The organism is Kribbella sp. NBC_01510 (genome assembly GCF_045040325.1).
Lineage (GTDB): Bacteria > Actinomycetota > Actinomycetes > Propionibacteriales > Kribbellaceae > Kribbella.
Window position 1 is genome coordinate 5,150,282 of sequence record NZ_CP109418.1, and the last position, 26,506, is coordinate 5,176,787.

Annotated in this window: 32 protein-coding genes; 21 read left to right on the plus strand and 11 right to left on the minus strand. The window is 66.7% G+C overall.

Translation table 11 applies throughout. The features are described from left to right. Window positions 1-132: 132 nt before the first annotated feature. Window positions 133-516 carry a VOC family protein gene (locus OG558_RS25990; RefSeq protein WP_405065352.1) on the plus strand — a complete coding sequence of 128 codons (384 nt, stop codon included), beginning with the start codon at window positions 133-135 and terminating at the stop codon, window positions 514-516. Between the two features lie 176 nt (window positions 517-692). After that, window positions 693-1,364: a DUF998 domain-containing protein gene (locus tag OG558_RS25995; protein WP_405065353.1), complete on the plus strand. Its 672-nt coding sequence runs from the start codon at window positions 693-695 to the stop codon at window positions 1,362-1,364. A 252-nt stretch (window positions 1,365-1,616) separates the two neighbouring features. Here the strand turns inward: OG558_RS25995 and OG558_RS26000 are convergent, their stop codons facing one another. The 3 genes from OG558_RS26000 to OG558_RS26010 all read right to left on the minus strand — a co-directional run bounded on the left by OG558_RS26000 (window position 1,617) and on the right by OG558_RS26010 (window position 3,927). Beyond that, complete coding sequence (locus OG558_RS26000; protein ID WP_405065354.1) at window positions 1,617-1,739, minus strand: hypothetical protein; 123 nt, start codon at window positions 1,737-1,739, stop codon at window positions 1,617-1,619. Window positions 1,740-1,815: 76 nt separating this feature from the next. Next, the gene (locus OG558_RS26005; RefSeq protein WP_405065355.1) at window positions 1,816-2,262 is read right to left on the minus strand and encodes a hypothetical protein; all 447 of its coding nucleotides are present in this window, start codon (window positions 2,260-2,262) and stop codon (window positions 1,816-1,818) included. A 255-nt stretch (window positions 2,263-2,517) separates the two neighbouring features. Next, a complete protein-coding gene (locus tag OG558_RS26010) occupies window positions 2,518-3,927 on the minus strand; it encodes an IS1380 family transposase (protein ID WP_405065356.1) in 1,410 nt (469 codons plus the stop codon). 381 nt (window positions 3,928-4,308) lie between these two features. On the opposite strand from OG558_RS26010, the gene OG558_RS26015 reads away from it, so the two are divergent. Beyond that, entirely contained in the window at window positions 4,309-4,686 is a 378-nt protein-coding gene (locus OG558_RS26015) for a winged helix-turn-helix transcriptional regulator (protein ID WP_405065357.1), read from the plus strand. Window positions 4,687-5,183: 497 nt separating this feature from the next. Continuing rightward, on the plus strand, window positions 5,184-6,119 hold the full coding sequence (locus OG558_RS26020; protein ID WP_405065358.1) for a cyclase family protein: 936 nt from the start codon (window positions 5,184-5,186) through the stop codon (window positions 6,117-6,119). 261 nt (window positions 6,120-6,380) lie between these two features. On the opposite strand, the gene OG558_RS26025 is transcribed toward OG558_RS26020, so the two are convergent. From OG558_RS26025 to OG558_RS26035, 3 genes are all read right to left on the minus strand, one after another. Next, window positions 6,381-6,650 carry a hypothetical protein gene (locus OG558_RS26025; RefSeq protein ID WP_405065359.1) on the minus strand — a complete coding sequence of 90 codons (270 nt, stop codon included), beginning with the start codon at window positions 6,648-6,650 and terminating at the stop codon, window positions 6,381-6,383. Between the two features lie 246 nt (window positions 6,651-6,896). Continuing rightward, window positions 6,897-8,273 carry an IS1380 family transposase gene (locus OG558_RS26030; protein ID WP_405065360.1) on the minus strand — a complete coding sequence of 459 codons (1,377 nt, stop codon included), beginning with the start codon at window positions 8,271-8,273 and terminating at the stop codon, window positions 6,897-6,899. Between the two features lie 297 nt (window positions 8,274-8,570). Beyond that, the gene (locus tag OG558_RS26035) at window positions 8,571-9,497 is read right to left on the minus strand and encodes a patatin-like phospholipase family protein (protein WP_405065361.1); all 927 of its coding nucleotides are present in this window, start codon (window positions 9,495-9,497) and stop codon (window positions 8,571-8,573) included. 456 nt (window positions 9,498-9,953) lie between these two features. Here OG558_RS26035 and OG558_RS26040 point away from each other — a divergent pair, with 456 nt between their 5' ends. The 9 genes from OG558_RS26040 to OG558_RS26080 all read left to right on the plus strand — a co-directional run bounded on the left by OG558_RS26040 (window position 9,954) and on the right by OG558_RS26080 (window position 15,411). Beyond that, entirely contained in the window at window positions 9,954-10,433 is a 480-nt protein-coding gene (locus OG558_RS26040) for a VOC family protein (protein ID WP_405065362.1), read from the plus strand. A 142-nt stretch (window positions 10,434-10,575) separates the two neighbouring features. After that, complete coding sequence (locus OG558_RS26045; protein ID WP_329475227.1) at window positions 10,576-11,097, plus strand: nucleotidyltransferase domain-containing protein; 522 nt, start codon at window positions 10,576-10,578, stop codon at window positions 11,095-11,097. A gap of 91 nt (window positions 11,098-11,188) precedes the next feature. Beyond that, the gene (locus OG558_RS26050) at window positions 11,189-11,737 is read left to right on the plus strand and encodes a GNAT family N-acetyltransferase (protein WP_405065363.1); all 549 of its coding nucleotides are present in this window, start codon (window positions 11,189-11,191) and stop codon (window positions 11,735-11,737) included. Window positions 11,738-11,902: 165 nt separating this feature from the next. Next, the gene (locus OG558_RS26055) at window positions 11,903-12,250 is read left to right on the plus strand and encodes a YciI family protein (protein ID WP_405065364.1); all 348 of its coding nucleotides are present in this window, start codon (window positions 11,903-11,905) and stop codon (window positions 12,248-12,250) included. Between the two features lie 80 nt (window positions 12,251-12,330). Continuing rightward, the gene (locus OG558_RS26060; protein ID WP_405065365.1) at window positions 12,331-13,065 is read left to right on the plus strand and encodes a Type 1 glutamine amidotransferase-like domain-containing protein; all 735 of its coding nucleotides are present in this window, start codon (window positions 12,331-12,333) and stop codon (window positions 13,063-13,065) included. Between the two features lie 185 nt (window positions 13,066-13,250). Continuing rightward, window positions 13,251-13,565 (plus strand): metalloregulator ArsR/SmtB family transcription factor, encoded by a 315-nt coding sequence (locus OG558_RS26065; protein WP_329475232.1) that lies wholly within the window; start codon window positions 13,251-13,253, stop codon window positions 13,563-13,565. Window positions 13,566-13,568: 3 nt separating this feature from the next. Continuing rightward, window positions 13,569-14,117: an SRPBCC domain-containing protein gene (locus OG558_RS26070; RefSeq protein ID WP_405065366.1), complete on the plus strand. Its 549-nt coding sequence runs from the start codon at window positions 13,569-13,571 to the stop codon at window positions 14,115-14,117. A 194-nt stretch (window positions 14,118-14,311) separates the two neighbouring features. Then, a complete protein-coding gene (locus OG558_RS26075) occupies window positions 14,312-14,800 on the plus strand; it encodes a DUF1269 domain-containing protein (protein WP_329475234.1) in 489 nt (162 codons plus the stop codon). Between the two features lie 65 nt (window positions 14,801-14,865). After that, window positions 14,866-15,411, plus strand: a complete 546-nt coding sequence (locus OG558_RS26080; protein WP_405065367.1) for a GNAT family N-acetyltransferase — start codon at window positions 14,866-14,868, stop codon at window positions 15,409-15,411. An 82-nt stretch (window positions 15,412-15,493) separates the two neighbouring features. Here OG558_RS26080 and OG558_RS26085 read toward each other — a convergent pair whose 3' ends face one another. Next, window positions 15,494-15,946, minus strand: coding sequence for an iron chaperone (locus OG558_RS26085; RefSeq protein ID WP_405065368.1), 453 nt, complete (start codon window positions 15,944-15,946; stop codon window positions 15,494-15,496). 132 nt (window positions 15,947-16,078) lie between these two features. Between OG558_RS26085 and OG558_RS26090 the strand changes: the two genes are divergently transcribed. From OG558_RS26090 to OG558_RS26105, 4 genes are all read left to right on the plus strand, one after another. After that, window positions 16,079-16,618 (plus strand): GNAT family N-acetyltransferase, encoded by a 540-nt coding sequence (locus OG558_RS26090; protein WP_405065369.1) that lies wholly within the window; start codon window positions 16,079-16,081, stop codon window positions 16,616-16,618. A gap of 112 nt (window positions 16,619-16,730) precedes the next feature. Further along, window positions 16,731-17,240 (plus strand): NUDIX domain-containing protein, encoded by a 510-nt coding sequence (locus OG558_RS26095; RefSeq protein WP_405065370.1) that lies wholly within the window; start codon window positions 16,731-16,733, stop codon window positions 17,238-17,240. Between the two features lie 70 nt (window positions 17,241-17,310). Beyond that, on the plus strand, window positions 17,311-17,757 hold the full coding sequence (locus tag OG558_RS26100; protein WP_405065371.1) for a MarR family winged helix-turn-helix transcriptional regulator: 447 nt from the start codon (window positions 17,311-17,313) through the stop codon (window positions 17,755-17,757). 11 nt (window positions 17,758-17,768) lie between these two features. Then, complete coding sequence (locus tag OG558_RS26105) at window positions 17,769-18,626, plus strand: haloalkane dehalogenase (protein WP_405065372.1); 858 nt, start codon at window positions 17,769-17,771, stop codon at window positions 18,624-18,626. Between the two features lie 72 nt (window positions 18,627-18,698). On the opposite strand, the gene OG558_RS26110 is transcribed toward OG558_RS26105, so the two are convergent. Genes OG558_RS26110 through OG558_RS26120 form a run of 3 tightly spaced genes read right to left on the minus strand, consistent with a single transcriptional unit; the run spans window position 18,699 to window position 20,383 of the window. Further along, entirely contained in the window at window positions 18,699-19,520 is an 822-nt protein-coding gene (locus OG558_RS26110) for a MauE/DoxX family redox-associated membrane protein (protein WP_405065373.1), read from the minus strand. Window positions 19,521-19,533: 13 nt separating this feature from the next. Then, a complete protein-coding gene (locus OG558_RS26115) occupies window positions 19,534-20,136 on the minus strand; it encodes a cell wall protein (protein ID WP_405065374.1) in 603 nt (200 codons plus the stop codon). 13 nt (window positions 20,137-20,149) lie between these two features. Continuing rightward, a complete protein-coding gene (locus OG558_RS26120) occupies window positions 20,150-20,383 on the minus strand; it encodes a hypothetical protein (protein WP_329475243.1) in 234 nt (77 codons plus the stop codon). Between the two features lie 602 nt (window positions 20,384-20,985). Here OG558_RS26120 and OG558_RS26125 point away from each other — a divergent pair. Then, window positions 20,986-21,966, plus strand: coding sequence for a TerC/Alx family metal homeostasis membrane protein (locus OG558_RS26125; RefSeq protein ID WP_405065375.1), 981 nt, complete (start codon window positions 20,986-20,988; stop codon window positions 21,964-21,966). A gap of 104 nt (window positions 21,967-22,070) precedes the next feature. Here the strand turns inward: OG558_RS26125 and OG558_RS26130 are convergent, their stop codons facing one another. Further along, entirely contained in the window at window positions 22,071-23,327 is a 1,257-nt protein-coding gene (locus OG558_RS26130; RefSeq protein ID WP_405065376.1) for an MFS transporter, read from the minus strand. A 330-nt stretch (window positions 23,328-23,657) separates the two neighbouring features. Here OG558_RS26130 and OG558_RS26135 point away from each other — a divergent pair, with 330 nt between their 5' ends. The 3 genes from OG558_RS26135 to OG558_RS26145 all read left to right on the plus strand — a co-directional run bounded on the left by OG558_RS26135 (window position 23,658) and on the right by OG558_RS26145 (window position 26,486). Then, window positions 23,658-23,981, plus strand: a complete 324-nt coding sequence (locus tag OG558_RS26135; protein WP_405065377.1) for an ArsR/SmtB family transcription factor — start codon at window positions 23,658-23,660, stop codon at window positions 23,979-23,981. A gap of 482 nt (window positions 23,982-24,463) precedes the next feature. Beyond that, window positions 24,464-25,465 carry an ABC transporter permease subunit gene (locus tag OG558_RS26140; protein WP_329475247.1) on the plus strand — a complete coding sequence of 334 codons (1,002 nt, stop codon included), beginning with the start codon at window positions 24,464-24,466 and terminating at the stop codon, window positions 25,463-25,465. A 76-nt stretch (window positions 25,466-25,541) separates the two neighbouring features. Further along, window positions 25,542-26,486: a carbohydrate ABC transporter permease gene (locus tag OG558_RS26145; RefSeq protein WP_405065378.1), complete on the plus strand. Its 945-nt coding sequence runs from the start codon at window positions 25,542-25,544 to the stop codon at window positions 26,484-26,486. Window positions 26,487-26,506 lie beyond the last annotated feature (20 nt).

A 26,506-nucleotide genomic window follows, 5' to 3' on the forward strand; every position in this document is an offset into this window, starting at 1 on the left:
CCAGTTTCGCTCGATGTGGCAGGACCATGGCTCCTGCGGAGGCGTGGAACGTGGAGGTCTTCACGAGAACTGGTTCGGGGTGCAGAGTGGTGAGCACGCGCCAGCTGAGGACCGGCACCCCAGGAGAGCCCGATGAGTATCGAGCTGAACCACACGATCGTGCACGTGAAGGACCGATGGGCTGCTGCTCGCGATGTCGGCGAGGTACTCGGTCTGCCGGAGGCGAGAGCGTACGGCCCGTTCGCCGAGCTGAAGTTGGACAACGCGGCGAGCCTGGACTTCATGGACACCGAGGGCGAGATCCACGGGCAGCACTACGCCTTCCTTGTCAGTGAGGAGGAGTTCGACCTCATCCTCGGTCGCTTGCGGGACGACGGCCGCCAGTGGTGGGCCGATCCCTTCAAGCGCCAACCGCAAGAGATCAATCACGCGGACGGTGGCCGCGGCCTCTACTGGCAGGGTCCTGACGGGCACTGGCTGGAGATCATCACCCGTCCGTACGGCAGCGGCGGCTGATCCCCGGGCCGCCGCATACCCCTCCGGCCAGCCACGCGGATACCGCGGCACGGCCTGGATGATCTGCATCATTCCGCCCCATGCGCGCACCCGCCCTGGATTGTCGGCCTCGGTTGACCGGATCGGCCACGGACAATAGGGCGCCGTGGGGATACGAGGCGCGTAGCGTTCGGTGCATGAGGAGTGTGGGTAGTCGTCTGTTGTTGGGGCGGCTTGCCGTGATGGGCCCGATCGCTTTCACCATCGCGTGGATAGTTGGCGCTGTAGTGCAGGACGAATACAGCCTCCGGCGGGAGGACATCAGCGCGCTAGCGGCTTTGGACGCCCAGAACGCATGGATCATGGTCACGGGTTTTCTGCTGCTCGGCGTCGGGATCGTCGCGCTGGGGGCCGGACTTGCAGGCGCGTTGAACGGCAGGCCCGCGACGGTCGGCTCGATCCTCGTTGCAGTCGCCGGCGTCGGTATCATCGTCGCCGGCCTGGCCCGCAACGACTGCAGCAGCCAGCTAGCGGCGTGCGCCGACCGCGTCGACGCCGGCGAAGCGTCTTGGCATCACGTCACCCACGACCTGGTCAGCCTCGTGGTGTTCCTCGCCCTTGTGGCCGCAGCTCTGGTGTTCGCCCGTGCCTTCCGCGGCGACCAGTCGTGGCGCGACCTACGTACCTACTGCCTCATCACCGCGGTACTGGGCCTCGTGTTGCTGGTTCTGTTCATCACCGGCGTCGCCGGCTCGTGGAACGGACTGCTGCAGCGGGTGTTCGTGACGGTGCTGTTCCTCTGGATCGCAGTTCTCGGCGCCCGCCTGATCCGACTCTCCCGGACCCAGTCAGCCGAGCCCGCAACCTGATCCCCCCGAACAAGCGCGATCTCGGCCCGGTCCGCTGCCAACGCCCCCCGAGTAACGCGCGGTATGCCCAATGCGGGTACCGGACCACATCCCGCGTCGTCCAGCGCGCGCTGGACGACCTGCGCACCGAACACAGCTACACCCACTCGAGCTGCGGAACTCTGCGGCCGATCCCGAGCTGGCAACGCCGGCCCACGTCGAAATTGGCCAGCGGCCGATGGTGGCGTGCTGGTGTTCGCCGGTGCCGCCGTGTCACGGTACGAGCTGCTCACCGCGATCGACGCCACCGCCGTAGTCCGGTACCCGCAGCAACTGCGCGGCTCTGCTCCCGTCGGACTGCCAGTCCGCGGGCTGATGCGCGATCCGTGGATACACCAGCGGAGTTTCGCGGTCAGTTCCTCGCGGGCCAAGGATGGTCAGCCTGGCGAGCGCAGGGATGCAGTGGGAGTCGTTACGACCAGGCGTCACAACTTGCCATGGATATCCTCGTGTCGCCTCCCGAATGGACCATCTCGACCCACAGGCCGTACTTGTGGTCTTCCGGCAAATCCCCCGTGACGGGTGGAGTCGTGTACCCGGCGCTGTGTCCCAGGGTGCTGGCGGTGCGGCCCGTACTGAGGTGCGCTACTACGCCCCAGCCGTCGGCATACGAGTCTGTCGCATACAAGGCCTCGCCCGGATTGCGGCCGTAGGGGTCTGTGTAGAACATGGCCAGGCCGACGTAGTGGTCGTCTTGGTCGTAAGCGATGGCTTGCCACACATTCTTGTCGTCATCGTGCCTGCATACGGTGTAGAAGTCCGTTGCCGCACTCGCAGGGCTACTCCCGAGCGTCGTCGCTGCTGCGGTGAGCGAGGCCGCGGCCGCGAGCGTAGCGACGATTCTCCTCGTTCTGGTCATTACGGTTCTCCTTTGTCTAACCTGTTCTGCCATGTCAAGCCAACCCGCGGATCACTACTGCCTCGGAGCTCCTGTGCGGCACTAGCCCGGATCTTTCATCGGCCTGATGAGTTCGGCTGCGCGGGTGTTGGAGTCCCGTGTTGGGTGTGATTCTTGCAGTTGGGTGTGACGGTTTGCCGGGTGTCGTCTCGGTGGACGCCGGTTCCGGCCGGTTGGGGGTCCCTTGGTCGTTGGTGGGCAGGGTGTGGCGGCTGCTCAGCCGGGGACGGCGAGCTGGCGTAGTCGTGTGATCGCGGTCAGTAGGAGGTCGGTCCAGGCTCCGTGGCGGGCGAGGTGGACGAGGGTGCGGCGGCCGGTGCGGGCGATCCGCGCGGCGGTCGAGAACAGCCGCAGCCGTGGGCGTTTGGGTTCCCACCGGCGGGCTTCGTGGTGGTTGCCGGAGGCATCGGTGAAGGCGAGCATCTGCATCCAGGCGGTCAGCTCGCAGGCCAGCGAGACGATGGCGCACCAGATCTGGTTCTGGGCAAACTCGTGCAGCGGCAGGTTGGTGAGCCCGGTGTCCTTCGCGCACCGGATCCGGTCTTCGGCGCGGGCGCGGCGGCGGTGCCGTAGCTCGAGGTCGGCCAGCTGTCCGCGGGCGGTGTTGGTGGCGAAGGCTGTGATGCGGTGTCCGTCGATGTCGGTGATCCGCAGTTGCGCGCCGGGGTGCGGGCGTTCCTTGCGCGCTATCACCCGCATCCCCTTCGGCCAGGTGGACAGGTTGAGCAGCCCGGTGACGTCTGCGACCCAGGCACCGTCGCGGACCTTGCCGTCGGCGTCGTAGGCCGGGGTCCACGCGCGTTTCGGGATCCGCGGCAGCGCCTGCTCGAAGTCGTCGGGCAGGGTGAACCCGACCGAGTACGACATGCGCTGTGAGACCACCCAGTCGAGGAAGTCGTGGGTGCAGCCGGCCGAGTCGGCGCGGATCAGCACCCGGCGCCCGGGCCGGGTTCCCGGCCGGTACGACGGCAACTGCTTGAGTGCGTCGCGGACCACGGCGATGTGATCGGCAGCAGTGTTCGACCCGGCGTTTCCAGGCCGCAGCATCACTGCCAGCGGTTCACCGGTCCCGTCAGCGCCGTGGTCGACGAACGCCCACAAGGGATGGAACCCGTAGCCCCGCTTGAACGTTGGCGCGGCACCTTGCTTGTCAGAGTGGGCAGTCAGCAAGGTCGCGTCGGTATCGATCACGATCGGGCTGTCCGCGTCGATCCCAGCGTCCGGGGCATGCTCGCCGGCCAGCGCCCACACCCTCGCCCGCGCCGCGGCGCGGGCGGTGCCGATCGCCTTCAACACCCGCTCGACATCAGCGGCCAACGCGTCGATCGTGCGCGACACCGTCGGATCCGAGGCCACCAGGCCGAACACTGCCGGCCCGCCGCGCAGCACCGCGACGTCGGCCAGGCAGTCCCCACCCAACGCGAGAGCAACCGCCAGATCGCACACGACCTTGGCCGGGTCGTGCCTTGCCAACGGCTTGCGCCATGGCGCCAACGCCCGCGACAACTCAGCGCCCAGCCCGCTGGTCCGGACCGCGTCGGTGAGCAGCAGACCTCCTGCCCGCGACACCACCGCCGATCCCGCCGCATCAACCCGAACACAGGGGTAGAACCCGGTAGTCTTCACCTGGAAGGTGCTCCTCGATCCCGCACGACATGGTCCTAGACAAACCACATCGTCGCTGGTCAGGAGCACCTTTCAGTTCAACGACACATCCTCACAGCCAACTGGCATGAAAGTCCCGGGCTAGATAGACGGGCGGCGACCCAATCTGGGAGGTGTGCGAGAGCATTGGTGGCGCCTATCAGAGCCCGAATCGGCGTCAAGGTGGGCGGTCCAGCCGGGACGCGTCCTTACCGGCACCCGCAAGGTAATGTCGGCGGCGGCGATCCGGCACACGATCACCGTGCAGGCAGGATCCGTTCCACTCTCGTCACTCCCTCTCGTAGGATCGGATCTCACGGTATGGATTCGATACCGGTATCTTCAACGGAACTGGGAGCACCCATGGGCAAGGCGTACAACGTGATGGCGGCGACCTGTCCGAGCCGAACCGTGCTGCACCGCATCGGCGCCCGGTGGACCGTCTTCGTCGTCAACGCCCTCGCCGACGGCCCCCGCCGCTTCACCGACCTCAAAGCACACATCCAAGGCATCACCCCGAAGGTCCTGACCGAGACCCTCCGCTCCCTCGAAGTCGACGGCCTGATCAACCGGCACGAGTACGACGAAAACCCGCCGCATGTCGAATACGCCCTGACACCACTAGGACGCTCCCTCCTCGTCCCGCTCCGCGCCGTACGACTCTGGGCCGAACAACACGTCCCCGACATCGAAGCCGCCCGGGCCCGTCACGAGGACCAGACGTACGCCGACACGGTGTGAATGGGCCAGTCATGCCGGGCGCGGCTCAACCTGGTCGAACAATGGTTCGCCGAACTCATCAACCGCAAACTCCGCCGCTCCGCCCACCGCACCACCACCGAACTCGAAACCGTGTCGGCAGGACACCGGATCGTCCAGCCAAGTGGGAGAGATTTGGGAGCCGAACACGCTCAACAACGGTCCTCAACGAGTCCCGACTAGCGCCAACCGGGGAGCGGCAATCCCTTGCGCAACAAGGCATACGAGGCTCACGGCGACGAGCGGGACAATGACCCTCGCCTGTAGAATGGGGGAGGTCAGGATTTCGAATCCCCTAAGCTCCACCGCAGGTCAGAGGTGCCGCACCTACCTCGTGACCGGCTGCTTGCCTATCGATGTAGTGTCATGCCCGTTCAGCGGGCCTTGGCCTGTCAAAGGGAGGGCGGGATGCCCTGCCCTGCGGTGCGTCGAACCGCGTGACTGGAGGAGTCGATGCTGGGATGACGGCAGGGCGACCGATGCCCACACAGGACGAAGTTCTCGGGTACTTCGACACGCTGTCGAACTGGGGACGGTGGGGCGACGACGACGAGCTCGGCACTCTGAACCACATCACCGACGAGGTCCGGCTGGCGGCGGCGCGGGCCGTGCGCCACGGCCGGAGCGTGTCCTGCGGATGGGAGGTCGCCGTACCGGAAGAAATGGAGCGGTCGACGACGACGTGCCCGTGCGCCGCCGACATGCCGGGCGCCGAGAACATGCCGGCGCCCTTCCGCAACGATCGGCGCTGGGGCTTTTCGAACGAACGGCTCGGCATCTTCTTCCACGGCAACACGATCACCCACGTCGACTCGCCGTGCCACATCTTCTGGGACGGCACGATGTACAACGGGCGGTCGCACTCGTTGCTCGACGCCGCAACGGGATCGGCGTGGGCGGCCGTCACGGCGGCGGCGAACGGGATCATCACGCGCGGTGTCCTCCTTGACATTGCGAGGGTCCGCGATGTGCCGTGGCTGGAACCGGGGCAGGGCGTGTTTCCCGACGATCTCGAGGAGGCCGAGCGTCGCCAGGGTGTGCGGGTGCGATCCGGCGATGCGGTACTCCTGCGGACCGGCTACGGTCGCGCTCGGCACGAGGCTGGTGTGGCCGGCGGTTTCACGCAGGCGGGCTGGCACGCGTCCTGCCTGCCGTGGCTGCAGGAACGGGAGGTCGCGCTGATCGCCGCTGACACCCCCCAGGACGTTCAGCCGTCGGGGTACGACGACGTACTGATGCCGGTTCACGCGGTGAGCCTCGTCGCGATGGGTCTATGGCTGCTCGACAATTGCGACCTGGAGGCGTGCGCGACGACAGCCGCCGAGCTCGGCCAGTGGGACTTCCACCTCGCAGTCGCGCCGGTCCGCTTCGCCGGTACGTCCGGCAGCCCGGTCAACCCGATCGCCACATTCTGACCCCGGGACTCGCGCCGGCGCCTCCCGGCCGGGGGGAATCCCAGTGTTGTGTGGCGATTCACCACGACCCGGTGCGCCGAAGCTCCGACGCCTACTCCCAGTGGACGAGCTCAACAACTACCCTGAGAACCACGCCCTCACCGGGGCCGGAAGCAACTAACCGAGCCTCCACGAAACGCAGGGCGATTCACCACTTCGGTCTGCTGGACGACTCAGCCACCGCCAACTGACGGGTGCCTCGGTTTGCGTCTGCCTTGGCCGCTACTCCGACTTGCGCCCGAACACTCGCTTGGCGACGGAGCCGGTGCCGATAGCGGCGAACAGGGCGACAAAGACCCCTGAGGGAATGGTGCTGAAACTCGAATCGACGCTGTGGAAGGTCGCATCGCCTCCATACACGCCAACGAACAGCACGGCCACCCACATCGCGACGATCGCCAGCGTGGCCCACATTTCGCGAACAAGGATCCGTGAAGCCCAGCCTCCACGAGGGGACCGGACTGAAGACTGATCTTGCATCGTTGTTGTCATGACTGCCTCCTAAGGTCCACTTCTAGTCTGATCCGGTTGCTAAACCCGCCGGTAGAGCCGGAGGTCAGGCGCCGCGTAGGCAGAAGGGCCTAACCTCGAAGTTTCATGGGTCTTCGGTGTGTCGCTGTTGGGCCTGAGTGTCGGTGGTCTGGGGTTGCTGATCGGGTTGGTGGCATGGGTGGGGCGCGGCTGGCGCGCCGTGGGCGGGGTTCCGAGTCCTTGGGTTGTTGGGGCGGGTCGTTGTGTCTAGGTGGCTGGCCAGGGTGCGGCGCGGAGCCGGCCGAATGCGGTGGCGAGTTCACGGGCCCAGGGCCAGTCGATGTCGAGTCGGAGGTGTCGTCCGCGGGCGGTGCGGACGAGCAGTGCCGCGACGTGCAGGATCTGGTAGCGGAAGGTGGCTGGTTCGGTGCGGGCGAGGGTGCCGGTGAAGCACAGGGCCTGGGTCCAGCAGAGCAGGTCGGCGGCGGTGAGGGCGAGTTCGAGCCAGCACGCGTTGGCGGCGAATGCGTGGCAGGGCAGGTTCCTGATGCCGGTGTCCTTGCCGCAGCGGATCCGGTCCTCGACCCGGGCGTGGCCGCGGTGGCGCTGCTCGAGGTCGGCGAGCTGGCCGTGGGGGGTGTCGGTGAGGAAGGCGGTGAACCGGTGACCATCGATGTCGGTGAAGGTCAGCTGGGCGCCGGGGTGGGGGCGTTCGCGGCGGACGATCAACCGGGATCCCTCGGGCCAGGTGGACAGGTTGAGTAGGTCGGTGATCTCGGCGACCCAGGCGCCCCTGCGTGGCTGGCCGTCGGCGTTGTAGGCCGGTGCCCAGGCCGCCTCGGGAACGGTCAGGATCGCTTGTTGTACGTTCTCGTCGACCGAGAAGCCCAGCGAGAACCCGATCCCACGGTCGCGTAGCGCGGCGGCGAATACGTGGGTCGCGCCGGCCGAGTCGGCACTGGCCAACAACCGCGGCCCGTGAGCGTCACCGGGCCGTGGCCGCGCCTGCGGCGGTAGCGCGGCGATGGCCAGGTCCAGTACCGCGACGTGGTCGGCGGCGGTGTTGCTGCCGGCGTTGCCTGGCCGCAGTATCCCGGCCAGCGCCTCACCGCCGGAGGTGTCTGGGCGGTCCAGGTAGCACAGCAACGGGTGGAAGCCGAACCCCTTCTTCCACGTCGGTGCGGCGTTCTCTTTCTCCGAGTGCGCGGTCAGCAGGCTGGAGTCGAAACACAGCCGCAACACCTGCGCCAGATCCGGTCCGGCACCAGCGGCCCAGGCTCGTTCCCGCGCCTGCGCGCGTGCGGCCCGCAGCAGGTCGAGTCGGGCGGCGTCGACCTTGTCCACTACCCGCCACGCGGTCGGGTCGGAGGCAACCGGACCGAACAGCTTGGCCTGATCCCGCAGCGTCCGCAGATGTCGTAGCGCGTCGCCGCCGTCGGCGATCGTGACCGCCAGATCCACCAGAACCTGCCCCGGTGCGTGTGTCGGCGGCAACCGGTAGGCGTCGCTCAGCGCAGCAGTCCACCCCGCCACCAGTCCGGTCTCGGACGCCAACTCCCGCAGCAACGCAGTCCCGGCGTGCGACACGAGCCCCTTACCATCCGCGGACACCTTGAACCGGCGCACACCCTTGCTACGCTTCACCTGAAAGTGCCTTCCTGCCAGGGACTCTTGGACCTTCGACAAGCCCAATTTTCCCTTACAGACAAGGCACTTTCGCCTTTCTACCTCACGTGTCACACCAATTTCCGTGAAACGCGGAGGCTAAGCGGCCACTCCCAGAGACAACGAGGCCTCGCGACTGTCGCCCGGCTGCCCACGCCGCCCGTCTGACTGCGGGAGGAATCACGCGCTGATGCGAACCTCTATACGTTCGATCATCTTTCTCAACGGCCGCCCGAACATAACGCCTTCCCGCAGTGTCCTCGAGGGTTTCGGGCGTCAGCGCCAGGCTTCGGCGAGCTGCTCGGCGAGGGCTTGGCCTTGGGCGTAGCCTCCTCGCGCGGCTTGCGGGCGCGTTGACGGATCCGTCGCCTTGGCGTCGAACACATAACCCGCACCGTCATCCGGAAAGACGGTCTCTACCCTGCTGCCCCCTGCGCGCAGCTCGTCGACTTGGGTTGCGAGATCCATACCCCACTCCAGCGGCATCCGCGACCTGCCGCCGAACGGTGACAGCACCAGCACCAGCCCGTATCCAGCCGCCAGGTCGGCGTTCTCGCTGCGTCGATAGCCGCCGTTGATGTATCGGTTCTCGCCGATGCGGTAGGGAGGGACGGCACCGAAGCCGTTGCTGGTGCTGGCGGCGACGGCGTCCACCAGATCGATTCCGCTGCGGCGGTCGAACACGACCGGTTCCCCAGTATGCGCATCGACAGCCGTGATTAGTACAGGCTGTTGCGGCCAGTGCCGGCTGGGAAGCCGAGCCGCGACGATGTCGCGCCAGCGCGTCTGGCCAGAGCCGTCGGTAGCGTCCAAGTCGAGCGCCGCGGCGCCCATCCTGCGGCGCATGTCGGACGCATCCTCAGCAGAACCGATGACTCCGTTCGACCACTCCAGATAGTTCAGCGCCGAGAGATTCGGAGCGCGTCCCCGGTCCGATCCGGCGTGTGGCGGAGGCACCTCGGCGATGATGGCGGCATAGAGTTCGGCCGGCCGTGTACCGCTGGTGATCTGGGCAGCCACCGTCGATCCTGCCGACGTACCGATGATGAGATCGGCCTCGGTGAGATCGACCCCGGCATCGGACAGGCCGGCGATGAGACCGAGCTCCCACGCATTGCCTGCCGCTCCGCCGCCGGCGAGAACCAAGGCTCGCTTGTTCGCGTTGCCGGCCTCTCTTGTGGCGTCGACATGCTGCTCGGGCATGGGCCAATTCCCGTGCCCCGGCGTACGGCTCACGTCGATGCCATCGGAAGTGGTCGTTGTGCTTCGCTGAGTCGAAGAAGGTGTTGTGTTCATGGGAGTCGCCTTTCGCAAATTGCCTGGCGGGCGCTCCCAGCTACGACTACCGCAGTCGCGCGGTCGTGCCTCGCACGGGAGCACCCATTACGGATACTGCGTCCATGGGTCTCACCTCCTGACGTTGGAGCACGATCACCGGGGGTGATCGCACACCCGCGGCGGCGGGCAATCGACATCAAGCCGGTTGCCACGTCTCTGTCGAACGCTACACCGCCTGCGTGACGCGGCCTAGGCAGCACGTCGGCAAGAACCTGGAAGGACGGTGAGATACCGAAACCCGTCAGCCTCAGCGATCATCAAGGGGAGGGTTGTGTTCAGGACCGGCGTTCGGCAAGTCGATGGCGCCGGAATGGAGGAATCATGACGGACCCCGCGGACCGGATCGACTTCGCCAATCTCCCCGCGCCAGACGAGGGCATCGTGATGACGTTGTTCATCACCGTCCGCAAGGTCGCTCGGTCCCGGGACTTCTACTCGCGGGTCCTCGGCGGCACCGTCGTCCTGGAGGAGAACCCGTGCATGGTCAAGCTGGCCAACTCGTGGATCATCATGAACCCCGGCGGGCCGCCCACCCCCGACAAGCCAGGGATCTCGGTGGTCGACTACCAGCCCGGCGACACGACCTCGATCTTCCTCAACCTGCGGGTCGCTGATATCCAGGCCCGCTACGAGGAGTGGAAGGCCAAGGGCGCAGAGTTTGTCACGCCACCGATAGACCGCGGAGCAGAGATCCGCTGCTACATGCGGGATCCGGACGGATACCTCATCGAGGTCGGCCAGTCCACCGGACTGCTGCACGGCGAGCTTGCCGCAAAGCGCCCGGAGGATCTCCCGGGCTGACCCCGTGCCGTCCTCAGGGCAGCATGCTGGGCTAGATGTTGCGGCGGGCAATGACTCGGGAGAGGCCGAGCGTTCCCAAACGCGGCACGACCGGATGGGTGCGACGGCGGTAGCGGAGTTGCCTCGCCTGAGACTCTGGGGCGTGACCGAATACGCTATGCCGCCGGAAACGGTGCGCACTTTGATTACTGCCTTGCAAAGGTACGGAGTCGCAGCATGCGTCGGCGGGGGTTGGGCTGTCGACGCGCTGGTCGGGAAACAGACTCGGGAACATCTGGATCTCGACGTCTGGGTAGACGCGGACGACTTCGAAGGTCTCGTCGCAGCCTTCGCCGACCAAGGAGTCGATCGGATCTACCCCTGGCCCGGCGACCGTCCCTGGAACTTCGTCTTGCATGACGGCCACAGTCGTCGCGTAGATCTGCACCTGTACGAGACTCTGAGCGACGGCCGACTCCACTATGGCAGTCTCAAAGCGCCGTTCATGTTCACCCGCGATGATCTTTCCGGTGAGGGTGAGATTGCAGGTATCTCAGTTCACTGCGAACGTCCCGAGTTCGCCCTGCAGAACCACACCGGATACGAGCCGCGCGAGATCGACCGACACGATGTCGCTGTGCTGTGCGAACGCTTCGGACTCCAGCCACCCGAGAACTTCCGCTAGGGAGCCTGGCCGGTGCGCGGCCACCGGCATGAGCGGGAGTTGCTCCAGCGCGCCGAGGGCGGGGAGCCAATCAGTTGGTAGGTTGCCCGCCATGATGGAGCTTGGAGCCGTCGCCTGGCCACCTGCCCCGATCAGGACCGAGCGGCTCGTGCTCCGGGAGCCCGAGGCCCGTGACCGTGCGGCGATTATCGAACTGTTCGTCTCGCCGGAGGTGGGCACCTACATCGGTGGCGCTCGACCGCGTGATGAGTTCGAGCGCGCGGTGCCTGAGGTGCCCAGGCGGCGCCCTGGCCTCTTCGTGGTCGATCTCGACGGAGCGATGATCGGCATGGTCACGCTCGATCGGCGCGACGGAGAGCGTCCCGCTCACGTCAGTCCGGATTCCGGGGAGGTCGCGCTCGGCTACATGTTCCTGCCGGAGGCGTGGGGATGCGGGTACGCCGGCGAGGCGTGCGCAGCGGCACTCGACTGGTTTGCCGGCGCGCTTCCCAGCGAGGCGGTCGTGCTGTACACCCAGACCGCCAACGACCGTTCGATGCGCCTCGCGGCGAAGCTGGGGTTCACCGAGGTGGAGCGGTTCGAGAAGTACGGCGCTGAGCAGTGGTTCGGCGTGTGGTCCTCGGTTGCGCCAGCCGGTTGACTCGTGCTCGACTCCGCCGCGGATCCACGGGTTCACTGGTCGGTGGGCCGAGAGATCGACGTAGCGTGAGGAGTTTCTGCCGGCAGCCTGTCGGATCCGGGGCGAGCCGTTCGTTGCAGGGGTGAGAGGCGGCCGGAGGTGGCCGCCGGGACAAGGAGTGGCCATATGGCGCGGTACCTGATCACGTTCGAGAACGGTTCGATGGACCACATCCGCGAGGAGGACGTCCCCGAGGTGGGCAAGGCCGCTCACGCGGTGGTCCAGGAGGCGAAGGACGCCGGGGTGTTCATCTTCGCCGGCGGGCTCGACTACGGCACCATGAAGCCCGCCGTGGTGGGCACGGACGGGGTGGTCACCGACGGCCCCTACCCGGAGAGCAAGGAGCTCATCGGCGGCTTTGCGATCGTCGACGTACCGGCCCGGGAGGCGGCGCTGGAGTGGGCCGGGAAGTTCGCGGTCGCCTGCCGCTGTGCGCAGGATGTTCGCGAGTTGATGTACGACCCGGAGATCTGATCCACGGAGACGTGTTGACGCGGTACGCACGGCCCCGCCACTTTCAGGCATCACGAGATGGCAACTCAGGAAGGTAGAACATGCGAGCTCTCCTCACATCGGGCGGGATCACCAACAGCAGCATCCACGACGCACTGGTTGACCTGCTGGGCAAACCGATCGCCGAGTCCAACGCCCTCTTCATCCCCACCGCCATCTACCCCTTCCCCGGCGGCGCCGGCATGGCGTGGCGGGCGATCTCCGGCAAGGGGCCATCGCCGTTGGCTGCATTGGGTTGGAAGTCGTTGGGGCTCCTCGAGTTGTCGGTGCTGCCGAGCATCGAGGAGGCTGCCTGGGGGCCAACGGTCCGGGACGCCGACGCCCTGCTGGTATGGGGCGGCGACCCTCTGTTTCTCGCCAACTGGATGCGGCGCTCCGGTCTGACCGATCTCCTGCCCACGCTGCGCTCCGAGGCGGTCTACGTGGGGGTGAGCGCCGGGAGCATCGCTGCTGCCTCCACCTTCGTCGAGACCTTCACCGAACCGCCCCGCGGGACCGATGGACCGCTGAAGTCGGAGGACGTCGTCTTCGCCACACCCCAGGGTGACGTCGACAGAATCCTGGTCACGGGACAGGGAGCGGGACTCGTCGACTTTGCGGTGATCCCGCACCTGGAGCACGAGCACCATCTCGACGCTTCCTTGGCCAACGCAGAGAAGTGGGCGGCCCGGATTCCGGCGCCGACGTACGCGATCGACGACCAGACCGCCATCAAGGTGGTCGACGGCGCCGTCGAGGTCGTCTCCGAGGGGCAATGGAAACTGTTCCAGCCCTAAGTGGACCGAACGAGCGGCACCAAGGTGCTGGCACATCACGACCGCAGAGGCCGGTTTCCCATCGGGAGACCGGCCTCTGGCGTGACCTGAGCCGGAGGTTCGTCGAGTAGACGGAGCTGTCAGAGGACACAACCGCGCACTTATGTACCTTGACGGTTACGTACGCCAATGGTTACATTCAAGGAGTGGAAGCTGTCTTGCGGGCGTTGGCTGATGATGGGCGACGGACCTTGGTAGAGGCCTTGGCTTCGGGGCCGGCTACCGCGGGGGAGTTGGCGGCGCTCCTGCCGATTGCTCGGCCCGGGGTTTCGCGGCATCTGCGGGTGTTGCGGGAGGCCGGGCTGGTGGACAGCCGGCAGGAGGCGCAGCGGCGGGTCTACAGCTTGCGGTCCGAGCCGTTGGCCGAGCTCGACGAATGGCTGGGGCGTTATCGCAGTCTCTGGGAGCAGCGGCTGGACGCCCTCCACACCGAGATCGCCAGGGGTAAGCGAAGGGAGTAACAGATGACGAGCAATGCAGGTCCGGGCAGTCGCGTCCTGGGCCGCCTGGGAGTGGCCGACGGTACGGGCGTCGTACGCGTCGAGGACCGGTACGACACCGACATCGACGACCTGTGGTCGTCGATCACCGACCCCGAGCGACTGGCCCGGTGGTACGGCAAGGTCGAAGGTGACCTGCGCCTCGGCGGGGCCTTCACCCTGTACCTCGAGTCCGCCGACCTGGAGAGCATCGGGCGCGTCGACACCTGCGAACCACCGCGGCGACTCCGGATCACCACCAGGGAGTCGGACGAGTCGGCGCGACGGGGCAACGGCCCACCACCCTTCGAGCAAACCGTCGAAGCCACCCTCACCGCCGCCGGCCCACAGACCGTCCTGACCATCGAGATCCGCGGCCTGCCCCTCGACAAGATCGAGTACTTCGGCGCGGGCTGGCAGATCCACGCCGAGAATCTCGCTGCCGACATCGCCCACCAGGAGTCCACCGAGACCGAGTCGCGCTGGTCCGAACTCGTCACCACCTACCGACAGTTGGCCTCGACCATCCGCTGAACCGACGAGGGCGGCTGGTTGTCAGATTCATCCTGGTGGGGTGACGTTGCCGTGCGTTCTGGCGGACACCATGGGAGCGGTGCCGTGGGTGCGCACTTCGGCTGCGGGTGAGTGGCCGGGTTGGACGAGAACAAGGCAGGAACTGGGGTGCCTGAGTCGAGGGGCGCCAGGTTGATCAAGGCAAGGAGTGCACCATGACCGCCTTTACGGTGTGGAAGTTCGATGGGCCGGATGGAGCCGGGCACGCCGCCGATGTCCTCAAGGGCTGCGAGCGGGACGGGCTGGTGAAGATCCTCGACCACGCGGTCGTCTCGTGGCCGAAGGAGGATTCGCACCCGACCACCAAGCAATCGCACGAAGAGACGTGGCGCGGGACCGGGTGGGGAGCTTTCTGGGGAGTCCTCCTCGGTGCCCTCTTCTTCGTGCCCGTGATCGGTGGCGTTGCCGGGGCCGCGATCGGCGCGATCAGCAAAATGACCCAGGACAGCGGCATCACCAAGGAGCAGCTCCAGAAGATCCGCACCGAGGTGACACCGGGAACCTCGGCCCTCTTCGTGGTCACCGAGCACGGCGATCTCGACCGGGTGGGCGAACGATTCCACGGCATGCACAGCAAGCTCATCGACACGAACCTCACCGATGCCGAGCGTCAGGAGCTCTTGGAGACCTTCGGCGGCAAGTGAGGCCGGTACCAGACTGAGCTGCCTCAGGAGGTTGCGGCGGGAGGTCGGCGTCTAAGGTTTACGCCGTGACTGAGCTGGCAGACGTTCCGTGGCCGCCGACGCCGATCCGGACAGCGCGGTTGCTGCTCCGCGAGACCGAGGCCCGCGACCGCCCCGGCTTCATCGACCTGTTCGCGTCGGACGACGTACGGCGCTACCTCGGCGGAGCGCGGTCACGGTCCGAACTCGAGGAGGCCGTCCCCGAGGTGCCGGGCAGGTACGTCGGGACCTTCGCCGTCCAGACCGAGGACAGCTTCATCGGTGCCGTCACCATCAACCGGCGCGACCCGACCCGGCCCGGGCACGTGCGGGCCGACGGTGGGGAAGTGGAGGTCGGCTACACGTTCCTCCCTCAGTTCTGGGGTCGCGGCTATGCGACTGAGGCCGTCGGCGCTGCGCTGGAGTGGGTGACGGAGGTTCTGCCCGGCGAGCCCGTCGTGCTCTGTACCCAGTCCGCCAACGAACCCTCGGTTCGGCTGGCCGAGCGCCTGGGCTTTGCCGAAGTCGAGCGCTTCAAGGAGTTCGACGCAGAGCAGTGGTTCGGCGTCTGGACGAAGACCGACTTGAGCTAGACGTCGCGTTCGTCCCTCAGGGTCAGGCGACGAGGGCAGAACGGCTTCGTAGCGTCCTCTGGTTACCACCGGGTCAACTGGCTCAGCTGACGGCCTTCTTGATCAGGATGGTGAGTTGCTTCTCGGTGGTGGGGGTGAGCTTGGTGAGGGCGTAGGCGGTCGGCCACATGGTGCCGTCGTCGAGGTGGGCGGAGTCGTTGAAGCCGAAGGTGGAGTAGCGGGTGCCGAACTTGTCGGCCGGCTGGAAGAAGCAGACGACCTTGCCGGCTTTGGCGTAGGCGGGCTGGCCGTACCAGAGCTTCGGGCTGAGTTCGGGAGCGTTGGCCTTGACGATGGCGTGGATGCGTTCGGCGATCGCGCGGTCCGCGTCGCTCATCTCGGCGATCTTCTCCAGTACGGCGGTCTCGTCTTCCGCCTTGCCGCGGGCGGCCTTGAGTTCCTTGGCGCGCTCCTTCATCGCATCCCGCTCCTCGGGGGTGAAGCCGTCGTACGACTTCTGCTTCGACGTTGTCGTGGTCTTCCGCGTGGCAGCCATTGGAGGGTCCTGTCTATGAGCTCCGGTGTGAACAATCCTCACGCTACGACCCGCCCACTGCTCCCGCTTCTTGAAAACTGATCGATTGGATCCGCGTCAGTTGGTGAGGGCCGGCTGGGCTAGGTTGAGGTGGTGTCGAGCTTCGGAGCGTTCCCGGCGGAACTGGAGACCGAACGGCTGCGGCTGCGCAGGTGGCGCCCAGGGGACGCGGAGGAGTATCGCGGGCTCTGGGCCGAGCGGGATCCGCGTGCGTTACGCCGGATCGACGCGGACGGACGCCCGACGGTGGAGGAGATCCGCGGCTGGCTGGCGGACAACCCACTGGCGGCCGAGCCCGGGCTGGGGCTGCTTCCGGTCGAGCGGCGGGACAACGGCGAGTTCATCGGGTACTGCGGACTGACCGTCGGCCGCGCATCGTTCGACGAACCGGAGATCGCGTACGAGCTCGCCCAACGTGCCCACGGTCACGGGTACGCCACCGAAGCCGCCCGGGCCGTCGTCGAGGCCGCGGCGAACACGGGACGCCAAAGGCTCTGGGCGACGGTGCGGGACTGGAACGCGGCGTCGTTCCGCGTGCTGGAGAAGCTCGACTTCTACCGCAGCGATCGTGTCACCGCGGATCCCGAGCGCGGCGACACGATCTGGATGACGCGCGACCTCGGTCAGGTATAGAGCGACTGCCTCGGCCGTTGGCGTAGAGGCAGAAGGGACGACCGGCCGGGTTTTCGCCGTACGTCCTCGGAGCATTCCAGCCTCCTCGCAGTGGTTGTACGAGACTAGGCGCGTGAACCGACAGGATGATCTCGTCGCCGAAGGTGAGCCCGAGAAGGAGTTCAACCCCGGGATCGCGGCCCGCCTCCCGCGCAAGACCGTCGCCGGAGGCGCCCTGATCCGCGACCCCGCCGGCCGCATCCTCTTCCTCGAACCCACCTACAAGCCGACCCTCGACATCCCCGGCGGGATCGCCGAGTACGACGAATCGCCGTACGACGCGTGTCGTCGCGAGGTGAAGGAGGAGATCGGCCTCGACCGCGAGATCGGCGCCCTCCTCGTCGTCGACTGGGTCCCCGTCCTGGGTCCCTGGACCGACGCCCTCGCGTTCATCTTCGACGGCGGCATCCTCGACGGCGACCAACTCACCCTCGACCCCACCGAGGTCCGCACCGCACAGTTCCTCACCCTCACCGAGGCAACGCCGCGCCTCCGCCCCTCCATGACCCGCCGCCTGGCCCTGGCCCAACAAGCCCTGACCACCGGCCACCCGTCGTACGCCGACTTCGGCCGCGACTCGTGATCCCGCCCGTCGCCAGGCAGGCCGAGGCAGATAGTAGCCATGTACTTAATAGCCATGTACAGTATTTGGTGTGAGCAAGACGAGTGAGCCGACGCCGGGGCATTTGGTGTGGCGGTTGTCCATGAAGTGGCGGGTGGCGGTTGATCGGGCGTTGGCGCCGGTTGGGTTGACGCACGCGCAGTACGTGATGCTGGCATCCCTTTATGGGATGGAGCGGGCCGGGCGAGTGCCGAGTCAGCGGGAGTTGGCCGACCACACCGGGCTCGAGGCGCTGTATGTCTCCAAGCTGGCTCGCAGTCTCGACGCCGACGGCCTGATCCAGCGCACCCGCGATACCGCCGACACCCGCACGATGCGGCTCGAGTTGACCGACAAGGGGCGCGAGACCATCCAGCCCGCCATCGCGGAAGTCGCCGCACTGCTCGACAAGCTCCTGGCGCCGCTCGGTGGTCGCCGCGGCGAGCGCACGAAGGGCTTCGTCGCGGATCTCACCGAGTTGCTCGACACCCAACTCTGAAAGGGACGACCATGCCCGATATCGAAGTACTCGACTCGACCATCCACTACGGCGACACCGGCAGCGGCACGCCGATCGTCTTCCTGCACGGCAATCCCGCCTCGTCCCACATCTGGCGCAACGTCCTGCCGTACGTCGGCAGCGGGCGACTGCTCACCCCCGACCTGATCGGCATGGGCCGCTCCGGCAAGCCTGAGCTCGACTACAGCTTCGCCGATCACGCGCGCTACCTGGACGCGTGGTTCGACGCGCTCGGTCTCGATCGGGTCATCCTGGTCGGCCACGACTGGGGTGGCGCGCTCGCCTTCGACTGGGCGTCGCGGCGTCCGGAACGCGTCCTGGGGATCGCCTTCCTGGAAAGCATCGTCAAGCCGATGGCCTGGGAGGACGTGACGCCGCAGGCCCGGGAGCGATCCCAGCTGATCCGTACGCCGGGAGCCGGTGAGGATCTCGTCCTCGAGCAGAACCTCTTCGTCCGCCAAGCCTTCACCGGCGGCGTCCTCACCCCGGTCGGCGACGTGGATCTGCAGACCTACCTGGCTCCGTATCCGACGCCCGAGTCCCGCCGGCCGCTCCTCGCCTGGGCCCGCCAATTGCCGCTCGGCGGCGAACCGGCCGAACTCATCACGCGCATCAACCGGTACGACGACTGGCTCGGCCGCAGCGCCGAAGTACCCAAGCTGCTGATCACCTTCGAGGGTTCACCGACCTTGCTGATCGGCGCGAAGCTGGCCGAGTGGTGCGCCGCCAACATTGCCGCGCTCGAGATCGTCGATGGTGGCGAGGCCGGTCACCATGCGCCGGAAGACCGTCCCAAGGAGATCGGCACCGAGATCTCCGCCTGGGTGGACCGGCACGCCCTGCGCTGACAAAGGCCGGCACCCGCGGGATACGCGAGGGCCCTCGCGGAGCGACCGCTCCGCGAGGGCTTCGCGTGCGTCCTAGGCGGTGGCGAGCACCGTGGGGCGGTAGAGGGTCTGACCCGACGTCTCGTCGACGACGGCGACCCGGACGGATTCCGGCGTGGAGTCGTGATGCGGTACGGCGAACACGGCGGTCGCCGAGCGGCCGTCATACCTGGCGGTGTAGCTGACGAACCGCCAGTCCTCGTCGTCCCAGTAGTCGCGGATATCGGACCGCAGCAGCCCGTCGACCGCGCGGTACGCCGGGCTGAGCAGCAGCCGCCGTTGCGTGGCCGCCAGCGGTACGCCGTCAGTCGCCGTGCCGGCCAGTGGATGCGAAACCCGCACCCGCAGCCGGCGCAACGGCAGTAGCCAATATCTATCCAGCTCGGCGGACAGCATGACGAACACGGCAGCCTCCAGCACCAGCACGGCCGTCGCGGGCCCGGCCGACCACCACCCGGCACTGGCAGTAGTCGCCACCAAGGCCGTTGCTAGTAGCAACGAAGCGCGACCGATCGCCCGCCGGCCAACGGGTCTGGCCGACGTTCCGATGCAGCCGCAGGACGCCTCGGGGACGACGATCTTGGCGTAGACCAGGTACCCGGTGAAGCCGACGGCCAGCGCGACCGCCGCGACCGCCTCGACGGTCCACGCCGGCGGCACCAACAGCGCCGTACCGATCACGGCCTCGGCGACACCGACCAAGCGGTACGCCGGGACCGCGCGTGACTCGCCGACCAAGCGCGGCAACGCCGTACGACGTGCCTGCTCCGCGCCCGCGAACTTGCCGTACGCCGACCAGAGCAGGAGTAGTCCGATCAGTAGCGGCTGGGCGGCCGCCACCTGCTGTGCGAACATCGCGGCCTCCCGCTCAGTTCGACGTGTAGATCGTCGCGATGTCGATCGCGTTCGTCCCCGGTCGCCAGGCGCCGATCACCTGGGCGTGCCGGCCGACCTTGAGCATCGACAGGTCCGACACCGCGGGGGTTCCGTTGTAGGCGGCGGCGGTGAACCCGGGTTGCACGTACCCGACGACCTTCTCGCCGTGGTGGTCGAGCTGCAGTGCCGAGCGCCCGATCGAGGTGATGCTCACGGTGAGGTTGACGATGTTGATCCAGACCGACTCGGCGGCCAGGGTGCCGTCCGGCATCAGTACGCCGCGCGCGTACAGGCCGTCGCCGATCCGGGCCTGGTCGATCGTGGTCGGCCGGAGCTTCCAGACACTGGTCACGCCGGTCAGCTGGATCCGGTGCAGCCGGCCGTCGGATCCGTTGACCTGCAGGAGATCGGAGTTCCGGCCGGTGATCAGGCCTTCGGCGAAGTTCGGGTCCGGTTGTCCGGGTTCGGGGAACTGCGAGGCCGCGGCGAACGCGGTCTCCGGGGCGAGTGAGCCCATCGCCGTCGCGGCGACCAGGCCCGTGGCACCGAGTGCGGCGCGGGTGAGCAGGGAGCGGCGGTCCATCGTGGAAGTCATCTCAGCTCTCCTCTCAGCCGACGTCGATCGCACCGGGGATCAGACCCGCGCTGAGGCTCGCGATCGCGGAGAACGCGGCCGGCGTCAGATCGAGGATCCGGTTGGATGAGCACGTCCCGCCGCAGCAGGAGCGTTCACCACAGAACAGGTCGGTCTGCGGACCGCAGTCCGCGATCGACGTGACCACCCGTGCGCCGTTGCACCGGTTGGTCGTGGCGTGCCGGAAGCCGCAGGTACGCCGGGACATCCCGGTGACCCCGCAGGTGTCGGGGTGAGTGATGGCGAAGCACGCGTCCGAGGTGTTCGGCCATGCGTGCTGGAAGTTCCCCGAATTACAGGTGCCGCATGCACCGTGCCCGGTGCTCGCGCAGGGTCCCCATGCGTTTCCGCAACAGAACCATGAGACTTCGCCGTTGAGTCCGGCCATGACGATTTCCTCCAGGTCTAGGGGCGGTAAGACCTACAGCACCTCTTTGTACTCCGAAGATCAGAAATCTCCCAGCCCTCAGCCAAACCAGAAACTTTCTCACCACCAGTTCATCCCCGCGCAGGTGGCTGCGAGGGTTGGGCTCTGGCGCTGGAGTCTGTATGCGGTATACGATTTAGGTGAGCGCGCCGGTTGTGACCTGGTGCACGGTGGCATTCATCGGATCCGGATACACTCGGGTGCGTTTGTGGAGGGGAGTATTCCTCTCGGGCCACGGCTACCGCCGGCCCGACCACGGCAGTGTCGTCATCACGGGAGGCCTGGGCGGCCGAACCGGTGCTGCCGGCCCGGAGATTCCGGGTGGAAGAGACCTCCGGACCGAGCTGTACGCCGTCGTCCGGAGGTTTATCGTGGTTTCAGCCATGTCCCCTGCCGTGTGGATACTCACGATCATCGGGCTGCTCGCGATCGTCGCCTTCGACCTGGTCGTGATCGCCCGGCGCAACCGCACGGTGACGATCAAGGACGCGACCCGCTGGGTGCTGTTCTACGTCGGCCTAGCCGGGCTGTTCGCCGTCGGGCTGTTCGTGTTCAGTCCGGGGCAGAGCGGCGGTGAGTTCGTCGCCGGGTACATCACCGAGTACAGCCTGAGTGTCGACAACCTGTTCGTGTTCGTGATCATCATGGCGCGGTTCGCCGTACCGAGCCTGGCGCAGGACAAGGTGCTCTACATCGGCATCGTGGTGTCGATGATCCTGCGGGCGATCTTCATCCTGGCCGGCGCGGCGGCGATCTCGGCGGCCAGTTGGGTCTTCTACATCTTCGGCGCGTTCCTGGTCTACACCGCGGTCCGGCTGGCGCTCGAGGGCGAGAACGACGAGGCCGATTTCCAGGAGAACGCCGCCCTGCGCGCGCTGCGCCGGATCCTGCCGCTGTCGCACGACTACGACGGCCCGAAGCTGGCCACCCGGATCGACGGCCGCCGGCTGGTGACGCCGCTGGTGATCGTGATCGCGTCGATCGGGATGGCGAACGTGATCTTCGCGCTCGACTCGATCCCGGCGATCTTCGGGCTCACCCAGGACGCCTACATCGTGCTGACCGCGAACGCCTTCGCGCTGATGGGTCTGCGCCAGCTGTACTTCCTGATCGGTGGCCTGCTGGAGCGGATCATCTACCTGAACGTCGGCCTGTCGGTGATCCTCGCGTTCATCGGCGTGAAGCTGATCATCGAGGCGCTGCACGGTTCGCACATCGACGACGTCGGCGCGATCCACCTGCCGCACATCGGCATCCTGACGTCGCTCGGCTTCATCGTCGGCACCCTCTTCGTCACCACGATCGCCAGCCTGATCAAATCGTCGTACGACCGCCGCCAGGTCGAGGTCCGCATCGACGACTGACCGGGCCGGCCCGGACCGCCAGCACTCATCAATGTCGGCGGAATGCCGGTCGTGAGCGGGGCCCTGCTCGCCGGAGCGACATTGATGAGTGCTGGCGGTCCGCCTCACACCGGATCCGGCTGCCTTCGCTCGGAGGGGGCCGGGCGGAGGCGGAGGTAGAGCGCCGGGATCGGGGTCAGGATCAGACCCGATGCCAGCAGTGCGGTGCGGAGCGACGTTCGGCCGGCCAGGGCACCCAGTGGCGGACCGCCGACGACCTGGCCGATGGCGTTCGCCTGGGACACCATCGAGATCACGGTCGCGCGAGACCGGGAGTCGACGTGCCGGTTGAGCCAGGCGGACTCGATCGGGTAGGCGAGGGTGCCGGCGATCGTGTTGAGCCACATCGCAGCCAGGGCCAGCCAGAGGTGACCGAGCAGCGCGAACGCGATCACTCCGACCACCTGCAAGCCGGAGAGCAGCGCGAGTACGCCGTTCGGATGCGTGGCGCTCATGCGATCCGGCGACAGCCGGTTGAGCGCGACCGAGCTGACCAAGGACAGGAGGGTCCCGATCAGGGCCAGGACCGTGAACCAGAACGCCGGATCCGACGTGCCGAACACGGTCGGGAAGTCGAAATTCAGGATCTTCACCGACCACAGCCGGTCGAACGCCTCGCTGGACAGTCCGGAGATCAGGCTGATCACCACCAGCGTCCGTACGACGGGACGCCGCCGGGCGACCCCGAGTCCGTGCTTGAACGTCTCGGCCATCTGCCGGAAGGTCTCGCGTTCCTCGGGCGGGGTCCGGTGGAAGTTCTGCTCCCGCATGAAGACAGCCAGGGTCAGGGCGAGCAGGATCATCCCGGCGCCGGACAGCGTCATCGGGAGCGGCAGGTTGATCAGGCCGAGCGCACCGGCCGTGACCGTGCCGGCGATCTTCGCAGCCAGGCTGATCTGCTGGCTGAGGACGAACACCATCGCGGCGCGCTCGGTCCCGATCTCGTCGGTGATCCAGGCCTGGTCGGCGCCGGAGGTGAAGGTGTAGCCGAGGCCCCAGAGCACCTGGGCGGCGAGGATCGCTAGAAACGCCGGCACCAGTCCCTGCAGCAGGAAGCCGGCGCCGATCAGGGCGACGCCGATGATGACGGACAGCCGGCGGCTGTACAGGTCGGCGACGAGGCCGGTCGGGATCTCGAACAGGAAGCAGGCGAGCTCGAGGGTGGTCCCGACCAGGACCATCTGGAGTGGGTCCAGTCCGGCGTCGCGGATGTAGTACACCATGCTGAGCGTGAAGGTGAGCGCGGAGAGAAACGCCCAGGCGCCGTTGTAGGCGAAATAGGTCCGCGCAGGGTCGGCGGACCTGTAGGCAGGCAGAGACATCGTGGGTTGCTCCCGAAAGCGTGCGTGGCATGACGAAGCGCGACCCCGGGGTGGGTCAAACGCTTGACGTTACGTACGACGGCGACTCACCGGCGATGCTGCGGTCGAGCTGCGGAGGTGCGCTTTCAGGAGCGGGTTTGCATGGCGCTCAGCGTAGGCGAAGACCCGGCGCGTCCGCCTCCGAATTACCCGACCACTGCTGGTGATCAGGAGTACCATCGGTAGTGCCTGGCCCGGCCGTTCCCCCGTGATGGTCGGGTCAGGTTTTCGCCTGATTGCGTAAGTAGATTCTTACGCGTAAGGTCTGGCTTACGGGTCGATGGGGGCGGCATGACGATCGAGGTGGGCGCCGTACTGACCGCGGTGGCGGACGGGTCGCGGCGGCGGATCGTGGCGCGGCTGGCGCAGGGGCCGGCGACGACCGGGCAACTGGCCGAACTGTTCCCGATCAGCCGGCCCGCCGTCTCGCAGCACCTGAAGATCCTGCAGACCGCGGACCTCGTGCGGACCACCCTGGTCGGCCGGCATCGCTGGCACGAACTCAATCCCGACGCACTCCACGCGCTGGCGCACTGGGCTATCGACGTGGCCGCCCGTCACGAGAAGGCGCCGCCACTGCGCCGTACCCCTGGAGCAGGACCACCAGCCTCCTGATCGGCCTGCACGCCTTCGACGCCTAGAACATCTTGCGCTACCGCGGCTGCTGCACACAGAGGCTGTGGACCGGGCAGCGGAGTGGTCGCTTCGACGAGCCGGCGATCGACCGCCGGCTCGGGCATGTCGGGTCTTGACATGGACGGGTTCCGCCGGGTTGACTGCAATATAGTTCACAGAGGAAATAAATTCTGGTTCGGTCCGGTGTCGGTGGCTCAGAGCGACCCCGGGCGGAATCGGTATGTGCCTGGATCCGGTGGCGTGCCATCGGATCATTCGGCGTTTTCCGACGCTTGGTTGCCCATGGCAATGCGGGAAATCCCTTGTACTGAAGGGATCTGAGCCGATCGGTCACCGTCCGGTATCGACGGGGCCGGAGAGTCTTCCGCTGCCGGGGGTTCTGTGTCATCCTCCGGGGTAGCGAAACCCGAGATCCTATCGGATATCGGTTCCACTCCAGCGCGTGAGGGAAAGGATGCGGAGTGAGCGCAACCTACGAGGTCAAACCGGCGCCGCCGGCACCGGCACCCCGGGAGGCGGTGAAAACCGCCCGGAACATCCCCAGGACCAGCCGCCGGACCGCGGCCCGCCGCAGCCTGCGCCGGCACTGGCAGCTCTACCTGCTGATCGTCGTACCGCTCGCGTACTTCGTCATCTTCAAGTACATCCCGATCACCAACGCGGTGATCGCCTTCAAGGACTACAGCCCCATCAAGGGCCCGTGGGGCAGTGACTGGGTCGGGTTCCGCAACTTCGAACTGTTCTTCCAGAACCCGGTGTTCTGGACCCTGGTGAAGAACACGTTCTTCCTGGCCGCCTACACCGTGCTGGCCAGCTTCCCGATCCCGATCGTGCTGGCCATCGCGCTGAACGAGATCCGCAACGGCCGGTTCAAGAAGGTCACCCAGCTGGTCACCTACGCGCCGTACTTCATCTCCACCGTGGTGGTCGTCTCGATGACGATCCTGGTGCTGTCGCCCCGGTTGGGGTTCGTCAACGACGCGATCGGCCTGTTCGGCGTACCCGCGGTCGACTTCCTCGGCAACCCGAACTACTTCCGCCACATCTACGTCTGGTCGGACGTGTGGCAGACCACCGGGTACTCGGCGGTCATCTACCTGGCCGCGCTGTCCGGCATCGACCCGGCGCTGCACGAGTCGGCCCGGATCGACGGGGCCAGCCGGCTGCAGCGGATCCGGCACGTCGACCTGCCCGGGATCATGCCGACCGCGGTGATCATCCTGGTGCTCGGCGTCGGCAACATCATGTCGATCGGGTTCGAGAAGGCCTTCCTGCTGCAGAACCCGCTGAACCTGGCCCAGTCGGAGATCATCGCGACCTACGTCTACAAGACCGGCCTGCTGAACGCCGACTTCAGCATGGCGACGGCGATCGGGCTGTTCAACTCGGTGATCAACCTCTTCCTCCTGCTTGGCGTGAACTTCGCGGCCAAGCGCATCACAGGGAACGGACTGTGGTCATGAACGAACAAAGTGAGTTCATCATCAAGCACAGAGCGCCTCGTGTCTCATCCGCGCCCGGAGCGAAGCGAGGACGTGGATGAGCATCACATTGCAGGGCTTCCGGCGTACGGCGGACAAGCGGTCGGAGCGCACCACCATCGAGGAGACGACGACCGACCGGATCTTCCTGATCGGCGTCAAGATCATGCTCTGGATCGCGCTGCTCGTGGTCACCATCCCGCTGATCTACATCATCGCCAACTCGTTCAGCAGCGCGTCGGCGGTGAGTGGCGGCCGGGTGCTGCTCTGGCCGATCGAGCCGAGCCTGAAGGCGTACAAGGTGGCCTTCGGCGACCCGCAGATCATGCAGGGCTACCTGAACTCGTTCATCTACGCGATCGGCGGCACGCTGATCAGCGTCACGCTGACGATCGCGATCGCCTACCCGTTGTCCCGCCGGACCTTCTTCGGCCGCAACGTGATCATGAGCGTGCTGATCTTCACCATGCTGTTCTCGGGCGGCCTGATTCCGACGTACCTGGTGGTGCAGGACCTGGGCATGCTGAACACCCGGTGGGCGATGGTGATCCCGAGCGCGATCGGGGTCTGGCAGGTGATCATCGCGCGGACGTTCTTCCGCTCGACCATCCCGGACGAGCTGTACGAGGCGGCCACCATCGACGGGGCCAGCGACCTGCGCTTCCTCTGGTCGATCGTGCTGCCGCTGTCGAAGCCGGTGATCGCGGTGATCGCGCTGATGTACGCGATCTTCCAGTGGAACAGCTACTTCGACGCACTCGTCTACCTCAAGGACCCCAGCCTCTATCCGTTGCAGATCGTGCTGCGCAACGTGCTGATCCTGAACACCGTCGCGGGTGGCTCGACCACCCAGAACCTGGCCCAGCAGCTCGACCAGCAACAGCTGGCCAACGTCCTCAAGTACGCGCTCATCGTCATCTCGAGTCTGCCCGTACTGATCATCTACCCGTTCGTCGCCCGCCACTTCACCAAGGGCGTGATGGTCGGCGCGGTCAAGGGCTGAAAGCCCACTTCAGAGAGGAA

Bases quoted from the DNA above. Each gene is read 5' to 3' on its own strand.
- OG558_RS26040 (WP_405065362.1), top strand. From the start codon at position 9,954: ATGACGGACCCCGCGGACCGGATCGACTTCGCCAATCTCCCCGCGCCA.
- OG558_RS26130 (WP_405065376.1), bottom strand. From the start codon at position 23,327: ATGTCTCTGCCTGCCTACAGGTCCGCCGACCCTGCGCGGACCTATTTC.
- OG558_RS26105 (WP_405065372.1), top strand. From the start codon at position 17,769: ATGCCCGATATCGAAGTACTCGACTCGACCATCCACTACGGCGACACC.
- OG558_RS26050 (WP_405065363.1), top strand. From the start codon at position 11,189: ATGATGGAGCTTGGAGCCGTCGCCTGGCCACCTGCCCCGATCAGGACC.
- OG558_RS26005 (WP_405065355.1), bottom strand. From the start codon at position 2,262: ATGACCAGAACGAGGAGAATCGTCGCTACGCTCGCGGCCGCGGCCTCG.
- OG558_RS26025 (WP_405065359.1), bottom strand. From the start codon at position 6,650: ATGACAACAACGATGCAAGATCAGTCTTCAGTCCGGTCCCCTCGTGGA.
- OG558_RS25990 (WP_405065352.1), top strand. From the start codon at position 133: ATGAGTATCGAGCTGAACCACACGATCGTGCACGTGAAGGACCGATGG.
- OG558_RS26110 (WP_405065373.1), bottom strand. From the start codon at position 19,520: ATGTTCGCACAGCAGGTGGCGGCCGCCCAGCCGCTACTGATCGGACTA.
- OG558_RS26070 (WP_405065366.1), top strand. From the start codon at position 13,569: ATGACGAGCAATGCAGGTCCGGGCAGTCGCGTCCTGGGCCGCCTGGGA.
- OG558_RS26085 (WP_405065368.1), bottom strand. From the start codon at position 15,946: ATGGCTGCCACGCGGAAGACCACGACAACGTCGAAGCAGAAGTCGTAC.
- OG558_RS26125 (WP_405065375.1), top strand. From the start codon at position 20,986: ATGTCCCCTGCCGTGTGGATACTCACGATCATCGGGCTGCTCGCGATC.
- OG558_RS26075 (WP_329475234.1), top strand. From the start codon at position 14,312: ATGACCGCCTTTACGGTGTGGAAGTTCGATGGGCCGGATGGAGCCGGG.
- OG558_RS26120 (WP_329475243.1), bottom strand. From the start codon at position 20,383: ATGTCCCGGCGTACCTGCGGCTTCCGGCACGCCACGACCAACCGGTGC.
- OG558_RS26145 (WP_405065378.1), top strand. From the start codon at position 25,542: ATGAGCATCACATTGCAGGGCTTCCGGCGTACGGCGGACAAGCGGTCG.
- OG558_RS26135 (WP_405065377.1), top strand. From the start codon at position 23,658: ATGACGATCGAGGTGGGCGCCGTACTGACCGCGGTGGCGGACGGGTCG.
- OG558_RS26055 (WP_405065364.1), top strand. From the start codon at position 11,903: ATGGCGCGGTACCTGATCACGTTCGAGAACGGTTCGATGGACCACATC.
- OG558_RS26060 (WP_405065365.1), top strand. From the start codon at position 12,331: ATGCGAGCTCTCCTCACATCGGGCGGGATCACCAACAGCAGCATCCAC.
- OG558_RS26020 (WP_405065358.1), top strand. From the start codon at position 5,184: ATGCCCACACAGGACGAAGTTCTCGGGTACTTCGACACGCTGTCGAAC.
- OG558_RS26035 (WP_405065361.1), bottom strand. From the start codon at position 9,497: ATGCCCGAGCAGCATGTCGACGCCACAAGAGAGGCCGGCAACGCGAAC.
- OG558_RS26115 (WP_405065374.1), bottom strand. From the start codon at position 20,136: ATGACTTCCACGATGGACCGCCGCTCCCTGCTCACCCGCGCCGCACTC.
- OG558_RS25995 (WP_405065353.1), top strand. From the start codon at position 693: ATGAGGAGTGTGGGTAGTCGTCTGTTGTTGGGGCGGCTTGCCGTGATG.
- OG558_RS26015 (WP_405065357.1), top strand. From the start codon at position 4,309: ATGGGCAAGGCGTACAACGTGATGGCGGCGACCTGTCCGAGCCGAACC.